Source organism: Megasphaera sp. AF13-6AC, assembly GCF_027685385.1.
GTDB lineage: Bacteria > Bacillota > Negativicutes > Veillonellales > Megasphaeraceae > Megasphaera > Megasphaera micronuciformis.
Window position 1 is genome coordinate 1 of the sequence record NZ_JAQCUN010000034.1, and the last position, 11625, is coordinate 11625.

At 46.0% G+C, this 11625-nt stretch carries 10 protein-coding genes; 9 read left to right on the forward strand and 1 reads right to left on the reverse strand.

Features of this window, described 5'->3' with window-relative positions; translation table 11 throughout:
• The 7 genes from PGX78_RS03275 to PGX78_RS03305 form a co-directional block, all read left to right on the forward strand.
• On the forward strand, positions 1-396 hold a 396-nt coding region (locus tag PGX78_RS03275), incomplete at its 5' end, for a DHHA2 domain-containing protein (RefSeq protein ID WP_333523865.1).
• 70 nt (positions 397-466) lie between these two features.
• Positions 467-2665, forward strand: a complete 2199-nt coding sequence (gene pcrA / locus PGX78_RS03280; RefSeq protein ID WP_270445379.1) for a DNA helicase PcrA — start codon at positions 467-469, stop codon at positions 2663-2665.
• A gap of 14 nt (positions 2666-2679) precedes the next feature.
• A complete protein-coding gene (gene ligA / locus PGX78_RS03285; protein ID WP_270445380.1) occupies positions 2680-4698 on the forward strand; it encodes an NAD-dependent DNA ligase LigA in 2019 nt (672 codons plus the stop codon).
• A 55-nt stretch (positions 4699-4753) separates the two neighbouring features.
• A complete protein-coding gene (gene gatC, locus PGX78_RS03290) occupies positions 4754-5044 on the forward strand; it encodes an Asp-tRNA(Asn)/Glu-tRNA(Gln) amidotransferase subunit GatC (RefSeq protein ID WP_270445381.1) in 291 nt (96 codons plus the stop codon).
• A gap of 11 nt (positions 5045-5055) precedes the next feature.
• Positions 5056-6519 (forward strand): Asp-tRNA(Asn)/Glu-tRNA(Gln) amidotransferase subunit GatA, encoded by a 1464-nt coding sequence (gatA, locus tag PGX78_RS03295; RefSeq protein ID WP_270445382.1) that lies wholly within the window; start codon positions 5056-5058, stop codon positions 6517-6519.
• The gene (gene gatB / locus PGX78_RS03300; RefSeq protein ID WP_270445383.1) at positions 6519-7961 is read left to right on the forward strand and encodes an Asp-tRNA(Asn)/Glu-tRNA(Gln) amidotransferase subunit GatB; all 1443 of its coding nucleotides are present in this window, start codon (positions 6519-6521) and stop codon (positions 7959-7961) included. The genes gatA and gatB overlap by 1 nt, the downstream gene beginning before the upstream one ends.
• A 272-nt stretch (positions 7962-8233) precedes the next feature.
• Entirely contained in the window at positions 8234-9760 is a 1527-nt protein-coding gene (locus PGX78_RS03305) for an L-lactate permease (protein ID WP_270445384.1), read from the forward strand.
• A 32-nt stretch (positions 9761-9792) separates the two neighbouring features.
• Here the strand turns inward: PGX78_RS03305 and tadA are convergent, their stop codons facing one another.
• On the reverse strand, positions 9793-10269 hold the full coding sequence (gene tadA / locus PGX78_RS03310) for a tRNA adenosine(34) deaminase TadA (RefSeq protein ID WP_270445385.1): 477 nt from the start codon (positions 10267-10269) through the stop codon (positions 9793-9795).
• Positions 10270-10443: 174 nt separating this feature from the next.
• Here tadA and PGX78_RS03315 point away from each other — a divergent pair, with 174 nt between their 5' ends.
• Together PGX78_RS03315 and PGX78_RS03320 are read left to right on the forward strand one after the other, a co-directional pair.
• Positions 10444-11106: a trimeric intracellular cation channel family protein gene (locus PGX78_RS03315; RefSeq protein WP_270445386.1), complete on the forward strand. Its 663-nt coding sequence runs from the start codon at positions 10444-10446 to the stop codon at positions 11104-11106.
• 106 nt (positions 11107-11212) lie between these two features.
• A partial coding sequence (locus tag PGX78_RS03320; protein WP_270445387.1) for a DUF4127 family protein occupies positions 11213-11625 on the forward strand: 413 nt, incomplete at its 3' end.

An 11625-nucleotide genomic window follows, 5' to 3' on the forward strand; every position in this document is an offset into this window, starting at 1 on the left:
ATTGAAAAATACGGTATGGAAATGTTGAAGGCCGGTGCCAATGTATCGGACTTGACGCCTGACGAAATCGTTCGCAACGATATGAAGGAATTTAACGGTAACGGTAAGACCTTTACGGTCGCACAGGTTCAGGTTATGGATACGACGGACTTACTGGATCAGAAGCAGGTCCTGATTAATGCTTTGGAAAAATTGCGTGCCGATAACGACTACATTGCGGCATTCTTAATGATTACGAGCATTATCGATGAAGCGACAAATCTGATTTATGCCGGAAATATGGACGGCGTTGTCAGCAAGGCTTTTGAAAAAGACGTATTGAGCAGTGAAGTATACCTGCCCGGTGTCATGAGCCGTAAGAAACAGGTAATTCCGCAAATTTTATCGGCCCTGTAATATGTAAACACGGTAAGGCCCGCATCATGACGGTGTGGGCCTTTTCCACTGTATGAGGAAAAGGACAGTTATGAACCCTATTTATGACACACTGAATGAACGGCAGCTGGAAGCGGTTATGCATACGGAAGGTCCGCTATCGGTTACGGCCGGAGCCGGTTCGGGCAAGACCAAGGTGCTTACGTGCCGTATTGCCCGCTTGTTGGAAATCGGGACGGATCCGTATCGTATATTGGCCATAACCTTTACCAATAAGGCGGCCAAAGAAATGCGTGAGCGTGTACAAAACCTGGTGGGCGTAGCGGCTGAACGTATTTGGCTCAGTACGTTTCACTCCTTTTGTGCCAAGCTGTTGCGTTTTGAAATAGACGGATTTTTAGGCTATACAAAGAACTTCACTATATATGATTCGTCAGATCAGGTGACACTGATGAAGTCGTGCTTAAAAGAGCTGAATTTGGATGACAAACAATTTCCGCCGCGTACCGTTTTGGGTACCGTATCATCTGCCAAGAACGCTTTGCTTAGAGCTGATGAGTTCGCCAAATCGGCCGACGACTTTTATACACTGAAAGTTTCCGAAGCGTATACGCTTTATGAAAAAAAGTTGAAGGATAATAATGCCGTCGATTTTGACGACTTGTTATTGCTGGCTGTCAAACTATTGCAGGAGCGGCAGGATATTCGGGAGAAGTATCAGGAACGATTCCGCTATATTCTGGTGGATGAATATCAGGATACCAATAAGGCCCAATATTTGTTGACACAAATATTGGCGGCCAAATGGCGAAATATTTGTGTCGTCGGTGATGCGGATCAGAGTATTTATGCATGGCGCGGTGCGAATATTCAGAATATTATGGATTTTATGCGTGATTATCCAGACGGAACGAATGTAAAACTTGAGCAAAACTATCGGTCGACGAAAACGGTCTTGCAGGCGGCCAATGCCGTCATCGATAATAACGAAGCAAGATTGAAAAAAGCTTTGTGGACGGAAAATCCGCAGGGGCATAAAATCGTTCATTATCACGCACAGACAGAACACGATGAAGCTGATTATATTGCCGGAGTCATTTATAATCGACATTCTATTGAAAACGAACCGTACGGGCACATGGCCATTTTATTCCGGACGAACTCACAATCGCGTGTCTTGGAAGAAAAGCTTATGCGCTACGGCATTCCGTATACGATGGTCGGCGGTACCAAATTCTATGACCGCAAGGAAATAAAGGATGTAATTGCCTATTTACGCGTTCTTTATAATCCTGAGGACAGCCTCAGCCTCGTACGTATTTTAAACGTGCCCAAACGCAGCATCGGAGCCACGTCTATCGAACATTTGACGGATTATGCGGAAGAAAACGGCATATCCTTGTTTGATGCTTTGTCGACAACGGACGAATTACCTGTGACCAAACGGGTAAAGACCGCACTGGAAGACTTTTCGGTCCTGATTTTTTCTCTTTTAGGAGAAGTGAGCAAGACGGACGTGCCTACTCTCATAGAAAGCGTGGTTAAGGAGACGGGATACGGGGATATGCTTGATAAAGAAGCGGCTCAGGATCCTCAAGGCGAAAGTCGTAAGGAAAATGTGGGACAGCTGATTAATGCGGCTCAAGAATATATGCGTGACAATCCGGAGGGAAACTTACAGGATTTTCTGGAAAATGTAGCTCTTGTAAGCGATGTGGACGAGTTTGAAGGTTCCGACTCAAAGGTTACCTTAATGACTTTGCATGCCGCTAAGGGCTTGGAATTTCCCGTCGTTTTTTTAGCCGGCCTTGATGAAGGCCTGTTTCCGCACAGTCGTACTTTAATGGACAGTGCACAAATAGAAGAAGAACGTCGTTTGGCCTATGTAGGTATTACACGAGCCGAACGGTATTTGTATGTAACCAATGCGTCAACTCGTACTATGTACGGACGCGTGAGCGCTTACTTGCCCAGTCGGTTTTTAAATGAAATTCCGGAAGAATTGATGGAAGAGTACAGACGGCGTGCACAAATGCCTCAAGGTGAACGGCAGGTGCCGGGACAACAACGCGTGTCCATTCTGACTAAGGCCGTTACCTCTCAGTTACCTAAAGCTCATCATGTGGATGGAGATTGGAAGGCAGGCGACAAGGTGCGTCATAAGGTTTGGGGTGTAGGCACTGTTTTGGATGTTATCGGTGAAGGAGCCGCCATGCAAATGAAAATCTCCTTCCCGTCCAAGGGAATACGACAAGTCGTTGCTAAGTATGCACCGCTGGAAAAGGTGTAGGAAGGACGAAAGGTATGGAACAGGATAAGGCGTATGCAAGACTTTTGGAGCTAAGAGAGAAACTCGATTTTTACAGCTATCAATACTATACGTTGGATAAGCCGACTATTACGGACTATGACTACGATATGTTATACCGTGAGTTGGAAACCATTGAAGGCGAACACCCCGAATGGGTTACGGCCGACTCGCCGACGCAGCGGGTAGGCCACAAGATTTCGGGCGGCTTCAATAAATATACGCACGACAGGCCTATGCTCAGTCTTGGTGATGTCTTTAATGACAATGAACTGCGTGAATTTGATCGACGTGTTCGTTCCGATTTGGGAGAACAAGTGCCTCAGTATGTGGTGGAATTAAAAATAGACGGCCTGGCGATTAACCTTATCTATGAAAACGGCATGTTTGTACGCGGCGTTACGCGCGGTGACGGAGTAGTAGGGGAAGATGTAACAAATAATGTGCGGACGATTAAAACTATTCCTTTAAAGATTGACAGCCATTCTCCTCACATTGAAATTCGCGGCGAAGTTTACATGCCTGTCAGGGCTTTTGACGCTTTGAATATTCAGCGCAGTGAAGATGAGTTGGAACCGTTTGCCAATCCTCGCAATGCCGCAGCCGGGTCATTACGTCAGTTGAACCCGCAGATTACGGCACAGCGCAACCTGTCGTTCTTTGCCTATGCCATCGGCGGTACGGTGGGAATGACCATTCACAGTCAGGAAGAGTTGCTGGAAGATTTGAAGAAGCTCCGTTTTCATGTAAACAAGGAATATAGGGTATTCGACTCGATTGAAGATGTTATTACCTTTATTCACTCGTGGGATGAACGCCGTGATGAGCTTCCGTATGCGACAGATGGTATGGTTATTAAGGTCAACTCCTTTGCTCAACAGGAATTGCTGGGAAATACGGTAAAGATCCCTCGTTGGGCTATTGCTTACAAGTTTCCGCCTGAGCGAGCTAAAACTAAGGTTGAAGGGATTTCCGTTACAGTAGGGCGGACCGGGGTTTTAACGCCTGCCGCCGACTTAACGCCCGTGCGTCTGGCAGGTACGACCGTAAAGAGAGCCACCTTACATAATGAAGATTATATAAAAGAAAAGGACATTCGCATCGGTGATACGGTTATTATTCAAAAAGCGGGAGAAATCATTCCCGAAGTTGTAGGCCCCGTAGTGAAAGAGCGAACAGGACAGGAAAATGTATTTGTTATGCCGACGCACTGCCCGGGCTGCGGCCATGAAGTTGTACGGCTGGACGGTGAAGCGGCAACCCGTTGCGTAAATCCCGAATGTCCGGCTATCTTGAGCCAGAAGGTAGCACACTTCGTATCGCGCAATGCCATGAATATAGACGGCTTGGGCGATGCTATTACGGCACAGCTCTTGCAGCAGGGCCTGATTCATCGGGTATCGGATATATATGACCTGAAAAAAGAAGATTTGATCGGCCTTGAAGGGTTTGCAGATAAGTCTGCAGATAATCTTTTAAAAGCTGTTGAAGACAGTAAGAAGGTCGGTCTGGCACGAGTTCTCTTTGCTTTGGGAATTCGATTTGTAGGAGCTAAGGCGGCACGTATTTTGGCGGAACACTTCGGCTCCGTCGAAGCATTGGCGACAGCAAGTACGGAAGAATTGACGGATATTGATGAAATCGGACCGCGTATTGCCGAATCGGTTCATACGTGGATGCGTACAGATGAGGCACGTAAACTTGTGGCGGCTCTTGAGGCGGCGGGAGTCGATATGACAGCACAAAAGCGGCAAACAAAAGGTTCGGCCTTTAGAGGTGAAGTAGTGGTTCTTACGGGTAAGTTGGAGACTATGACTCGTAAAGAAGCAGAAGAAGCCGTTGTTGCCGGAGGCGGTAAATGTACGGGATCCGTTACGGGAAAAACCACGTTAGTCGTAGCCGGAGCCGACCCGGGAAGCAAGTATGAAAAAGCACGATCGTTGGGGACCCCCATTATTTCGGAAGAAGAGTTTATTGCTTGGATTCAAAGGGATAAAACGTTCCCGAATGAGTAAAAATTATGGTATAATAAACCGTTAATAACGATAATCAGTAAGAAGGAGTGTTCGTATGAAAGTCAGTGCGGAAGAAGTTAAGAAGATCGCGCTCTTATCTCGATTAGAGATTAAAGAAGATCGTGTAGAAGCGGTTCAACAGCAGTTGAGCGATATTCTCTCTTACATGGAACTCATAGAACAGGCTGACATCAGTGAGGTTGAACCTACGGCTCATGCCGTGTCCATGAGTAATGTTATGCGTGACGATGCACCTCAGGAATCTCTGCCCAACGAAGATGCTTTGCAAAATGCGCCGGAAGCCGAAGGCGGATATTTCAAAGTGCCGAAAGTTATTCAGGAATAAGGAGGGATATTGTGGGAGTCAATACGATACATGAGTTACATAAGAAACTTGTAAACGGGCAGATATCCGCTGTTGAATTGACACAGCGATATATTGACCGAAAAGATAAGACGGAGTCCGACATTCAAGCCTTCCTTTCCGACAGTCGGGAAGCGGCTTTGGCTGTAGCGGCTCAGGTAGATAAAAAAATTGCGGCAGGCGAAGACATTGCCGATTTGGCAGGTGTTCCCGGAGCTATTAAAGATAATATTTGCATAAAAGGTCAGCAGGCGACGTGTGCATCCAAGATGTTGGCATCGTATAAATCGCCTTATGATGCTACGGTTATTGAAAAGCTTAAAGACCTTGATTTCATATCCTTAGGGAAGACGAATATGGATGAATTTGCCATGGGCAGTTCGACGGAAAATTCGGCTTTTAAAATTACGCACAATCCGTGGAATAAAGATTATGTACCGGGCGGCTCATCGGGCGGTTCGGCGGCAGCCGTAGCGGCAGGTGAAGTTGTTTGGGCTCTCGGCTCCGACACGGGCGGATCTGTGCGACAGCCGGCGGCTTATTGCGGTCGTATAGGATTAAAGCCTACATACGGACTTGTTTCGCGTTACGGCTTGATTGCCTTTGCGTCATCTCTTGATCAGATAGGTACATTTACAAACGATGTAGAAGACTGCGCCATTGTTTTAAACGGAATTGCAGGTTATGACAAGAAAGACTCCACGTCTGTACCGCAGATTCAAAAGGATTATAGAAAAGCCTTGGTTGCCGACGTTAAGGGACTGCGCATCGGGATTCCCGAAGAATTTTTTGCCGAAGGACTTGATGCCGATTGCCGGAAGGCGTTGGATGAAGCTATTGAAACCTATAAGAAATTGGGTGCTCACGTCGTTTCCGTCAAAATGCCGAACATGAAGTACGGTTTGGCTGCGTACTACATTATTGCGCCGGCCGAAGCCAGCTCTAATTTGGGTCGGTATGACGGCGTAGGTTTCGGGTTGAGAGTTCCTGGAAAAGATATTGTCGATATGTACATTAAGACTCGTTCCGAAGGATTCGGTCCCGAAGTAAAACGACGTATCCTTTTAGGGACGTATGTTTTGAGTGCCGGCTATTATGACGCCTATTATTTGCGAGCTATGAAGGTGAGAACCCTGGTTCGTCAGGACTATGACAAAGCTTTCGAGTCTTGTGACGTTCTCTTGACACCTACGGCTCCCGACACGGCTTTTAAGATCGGTCAGAATAGTGAAGACCCTTTAGCCATGTATTTAGGCGACGTTTGTACCGTTACGGTTAATTTGGCGGGACTTCCGGCTATCAGTCTGCCGTGCGGCTTTAAAAACGGCTTGCCCGTAGGGATGCAGCTAATCGGTAAAGCTTTGGATGAAGAAACGTTATTGCGAGCAGCCTATACATTTGAACGGGAACGGACGGATTTACAGTTACCGTTACCGATGGGGGAGGTTGAAGTATAATGAAATACGAAGCCGTCATCGGTTTGGAAGTACATACGGAATTAAAAACGAAGACGAAAATTTTTTGCGGTTGCAGCACGGAATTCGGCGGCGACCCGAATACTCATGTTTGCCCGGTATGTTTAGGTCTTCCCGGGTGCTTACCCGTCTTGAATAAAGAAGTGGTGCACTTTGCCATAAAAGTCGGCTTGGCCTTGCATTGTGACATTCTGCTGCATAATAAGTTCGACCGGAAGAATTATTACTATCCCGACTTGCCGAAGAACTTCCAGACCTCGCAATTTGATATGCCTATTTGCCTGAACGGGTATGTGGATATTGAAGTAAACGGTCAGCAGCGCCGCATTCATTTGACACGTATTCATATGGAAGAAGATGCAGGTAAGCTCGTACATAGCGGTGCGACTATCAATACGTCCGATTATTCTCAGGTTGACTATAACCGTACCGGAGTGCCTTTGCTGGAAATCGTTTCGGAACCGGATATCCGAAGTGGTGAAGAGGCGCGGGCATACCTGGAAAAACTGCGTTCTATTATTCAATATTTGGAAGTATCCGACTGCCGTCTTGAAGAAGGCAGTATGCGTTGTGATGCAAATATATCCGTACGCCCTGTAGGTGAAGCAAAGCTTGGGACTAAGGCGGAAATTAAGAATATCAATTCTCTTACGGGTGTGCAAAAGGGTATTGAATATGAAGCTGTTCGGCAGGCTCAGATTTTGGAAGAAGGCGGTAAGATTGTTCAAGAAACCCGCGGATGGGACGAAAACAAGGGTGTCACTTTCAGTCAGCGTGTAAAAGAAGAATCGAATGATTATCGCTACTTCCCGGAACCGGATTTAATTCCTTTGGAAATTTCCGAAGACTGGATTGAAGAAGTGCGCAAGGAACTTCCTGAAATGCCCGATGCACGTCGAGCTCGTTTTATTGAAGTGTTGGGACTTCCCGAGTACGATGCGGACCTGTTGACCTTGGAAAAGGCTACGGCCGATTATTTTGAAGCAGTTGTAGAGGCCGGTGCCGATGCTAAAACGGCGTCGAACTGGATTCTCGGCGATGTGGCTAAAAAGATGAATGAAGACGGCGTATCCGCTAAGGACTTGCCTATTTCTCCCCAACAATTGGCGGAACTTTTGGAACTTATTAAGAAAGGTACTATTTCCGGTAAAATTGCTAAAAAGGTTTTACCTGAAATGTGGACTTCGCGTAAGTCGGCCAAGGCTATCGTTGAAGAGCAGGGTATGGTGCAAATCAGCGATACCGGCGAGTTGGAAGGTATTGTACAAAAGATTATTGAAGCCAATCCGCAATCGGTAGAAGACTATCGGGCGGGTAAGAAGAAGGCTATCGGTTTCCTGGTCGGTCAGATTATGAAGGAAACTAAAGGGCGTGCCAACCCGGCAACGGTCAATGAACTGCTTGTAAAAAATCTTGAAGGCTAGAAAAACACCGCAGGCTTCGGCTTGCGGTGTTTTATTATGATGTTTTATCATCTTTGAAAATCAACAAACCAAAATCGGTATAATGCTTTATTCATTAAGGTTATTGAACTATAATATGGATTAGGTATTGTTTACCTAATACGGATACTTTCGACAGACGGCCTGATTGAAGGTGTGTTGAAATAAAACAATATTAAATTTCGGTTTTCGTTTAATAGCTTATGTATGAATAATGCATAACATTGCGAGAATTAGTAAAAGGAGATGTAAGCATGGTATTATTAGCGTTATTGCCGATTATTTGGCTCATTGTGGCATTGGGGTTCTTAAAACTGCCAGGTTATAAAGCCTGCCCCGTTGCCGTTATTATTTCGGCAGTCGTTGCCGTGGCGGCCTTCGGAATGCCCGGTACGGATGCGGCTACAGCCTTTTTGGAAGGTGTGGCCTTGGCTGTATGGCCTATTTTATTGGTTATTGTAGCGGCTATTTTCGCCTACAACCTGACTGTCTATACGAAGAGTATGGACGTCATTAAGCAAATGCTTACGACTGTCAGTAAGGATAGCCGTATTCTGGCTCTGTTAATTGCATGGGGATTCGGAGCTTTCATGGAAGGGATGGCCGGCTTCGGTACGGCCGTAGCTATTCCGGCCAGCATTATGGTAGGTTTGGGATATAATCCGTTGCGATCCATTCTGGCTTGCCTTATTGCCAATACGGTACCGACGACCTTCGGTTCCATCGGGATTCCTACTACAACCTTGGCCAGCTTGACGGATTTGAATCCTATAGGCTTGGCTACGAATATTACGTTGCAGCTCGGGATACTTGATATTTTATGCCCCTTCTTCGTAGTCATCGTTGTCGGCGGTTCCGTTAAGGCGTTGAAAGGCGTTTTCGGCGTGACACTCTTGTCCGGGTTGGCTCTTTTCGTTCCCGAGTATGTCATATCTTCAACAGTCGGTCCTGAATTGGCTGTAATGGTTCCGTCTATTATCATTATGGGCGTCGTTGTTTTGTATGCAAAGTTTTTCAAAACGGAAAATCCCGAATATGCGCTTGACATTGAACCGAAACCCGTTTCGTCCGGAGCCGGAGTTAAAGCGGCTATGATTTTTATTTTGATTTTTGTTTTCTTAATTCTTACGTCTAAGCTCTTTCCGTTTATTAACGGTCCCCTCAGTACGATTAAAACATCTGTGCCCATCTATACGGGTGCAGGGGCAAAACCGTATACCTTTATGTGGGTAGCTACCCCGGGTATTATGATTCTCTTGGCGGCTATTATAGGAGGTAAGTATCAGGGGGCTTCTTTCGGTGAAATTTTCGGAAAGTTGAAAGATACGCTTTATAACCTTCGTTTTACCTTCCTTACGATCATTACTGTTGTCGCTACGGCTAAGCTTATGGCTTATAGCGGCATGACTATGAGTATTGCAAAAATGCTTGTCAGCGTGACGGGAACGGCTTATCCCGCTTTTGCACCTATTGCCGGTGCACTGGGGGCGTTTATTACCGGCTCGGGTACGAACAGTAATGTTCTTTTCGGGCCTTTGCAGACGGCGGCAGCTCAGGATATTCCCGGAGCCAGTGCCGCTTGGTTGGCGGCGTGCAACTCTGCCGGTGCCGGTGTAGGTAAGATGCTTTCGCCGCAGAGTATTGCCATTGCTATCGGGGCAGTCGGTGCTTCCGTAGAAGGCAAGGAAAGTGAAATTATGAAAATTGCCTTACCGTACTTTATAGGCGGTATTATTATCTTAGGCTTAGTGACCTATTTCGGCCAAATGATTCTGGCATAATCTTTTACAAAACGGAAAAACGGTTTCGGAATTTATTCCGAAACCGTTTTTGTATTATCGGCCCGTCGCTTTTGAAAGAAGCTCTTTAATAAGTCGGCGCACTCGGCCGCTCTGACTCCGGCTGTTACCTCGGCTCTGTGATTCAAACGTTCGTCCTCTACAATCGTATAGAGTGAGCGTGTGCCGCCGCCTTTCGGGTCGGGGCAACCGTAGACGATGCGATCGAGACGGCTGTTAACCACGGCTCCGGCACACATGGGACAGGGTTCGGCAGTTACATACAGGGTACAGTCGGTCAGACGCCAGCGGTTTAAGACCCGGCATGCTTCTTCAATGGCCAGGATTTCCGCATGGGCGGTGGCGGATGGGAGAGTTTCCCTTAAATTATGGGCACGGGCAACGGCCTTTTTCTTATAAATAATGACGGCGCCAATAGGAATTTCGCCGATAGCTGCCGCTTTTTTCGCTTCTTCAATAGCTTTTCCCATATAAAATTCATCTTTTGTCATCTCTTGCCTCCGAGGCGTAATTTTTTTTATTTTACAAGACTTGAAGGTGTATTGCAATTTTAAATAACTGAAGCGACTTTTTTGCTATAAAGGTTGATTCTTTGTATAATATATGACAATGGTTTCACACATTACCGAAATATATGCATAAAGGTGAAAGGATTATACAAAAGAATGGAATCTATTTGGTGGTATATATTTGATATTATGGGCACCTTGGCTTTTGCCGTTTCAGGAGTCCTGGTAGCTGTATCCAAGCGGATGGATTTGTTCGGTATTTTTGTGCTCGCCGCTTCTACGGCTATAGGCGGCGGTATTATTCGTGACCTCATGTTGGGACATACGCCTCCGATAGCCTTGCAGAGCAGTCTGTATTTCTTCTTAATTATTGCCGCCATGCTGGGTACGACGGCTATGATTCGGTACTTTGATGCCCATATTCGATCCAAAGTAATGCATCATTCGGCTTATATTTATTTGGCCGGAGATACCATCGGTCTGGCCTCTTTTACAATTACGGGAACTTTGTCGGGGTTATATTTTAATCCTGATATGTGGGTTCTTATTATTACGTTGGGAGTAATTACGGCTGTAGGCGGTGGTGTTATTCGCGATGTTCTGGCCGGTAAGGTGCCGTCCGTATTGGTACATGATATTTATGCTACAGCGGCTCTCTTAGGGTCGGTTACGCTTTATGTTCTGGTGCTTTTTGACTGGCCCGTAGACGTGGCGGCACTCATTTCATTCTTCACAACTGTTTCGTCCCGTGTCATGGCTATTAAAGCTAAACTGGATATGCCGCATGTGAAGAGAAAGAGAAGGGGACAGTGGTTGTAAAAATCCTCCAAGAGTCGGTAATATAGTTGCCATGACTATTTATTGGTTCGGTAACAGTTTTTTGGTATAATAACTACGTATTCGGCTGTAAGTAAGGAGTGATTTTGTGAAACGACTGAATAAGTTTTTCAGTGCAGTTCTTTGCACTATGGTTTTAATGGGCTTGTCGACCTCTGCATATGCCAAAACGATTTTGTATGTACCGCAAGATGATCGTCCTGTTGATTATGCATATACTGTAAAAATAGCAGAAGATGCCGGTTATACTGTGTTGACCCCGCCTCGCCAATATTTGTCGGGATCCAACTTTCACGGTTCTCCTGATGAGTTAATGAATTGGGTAGAAACACATGCATCCGAAGCGGATGCCATGGTTTTATCCGTCGATTCTCTTGTTTACGGCGGCCTTGTTGACTCTCGTAAACATAATCTTGATATGAATACGATTATGAATCGACTGAAAAACGTAGAATCCCTGCACGGCAAGTACGGACATACTCCTATTTACGTTTTCAGCAC

What these genes read in the sequence shown, in the direction of transcription:
- pcrA (WP_270445379.1), top strand. Translation starts at nt 467, where the DNA reads ATGAACCCTATTTATGACACACTGAATGAACGGCAGCTGGAAGCGGTT.
- ligA (WP_270445380.1), top strand. Translation starts at nt 2,680, where the DNA reads ATGGAACAGGATAAGGCGTATGCAAGACTTTTGGAGCTAAGAGAGAAA.
- gatC (WP_270445381.1), top strand. Translation starts at nt 4,754, where the DNA reads ATGAAAGTCAGTGCGGAAGAAGTTAAGAAGATCGCGCTCTTATCTCGA.
- gatB (WP_270445383.1), top strand. Translation starts at nt 6,519, where the DNA reads ATGAAATACGAAGCCGTCATCGGTTTGGAAGTACATACGGAATTAAAA.
- PGX78_RS03305 (WP_270445384.1), top strand. Translation starts at nt 8,234, where the DNA reads ATGGTATTATTAGCGTTATTGCCGATTATTTGGCTCATTGTGGCATTG.
- tadA (WP_270445385.1), bottom strand. Translation starts at nt 10,269, where the DNA reads ATGACAAAAGATGAATTTTATATGGGAAAAGCTATTGAAGAAGCGAAA.
- PGX78_RS03315 (WP_270445386.1), top strand. Translation starts at nt 10,444, where the DNA reads ATGGAATCTATTTGGTGGTATATATTTGATATTATGGGCACCTTGGCT.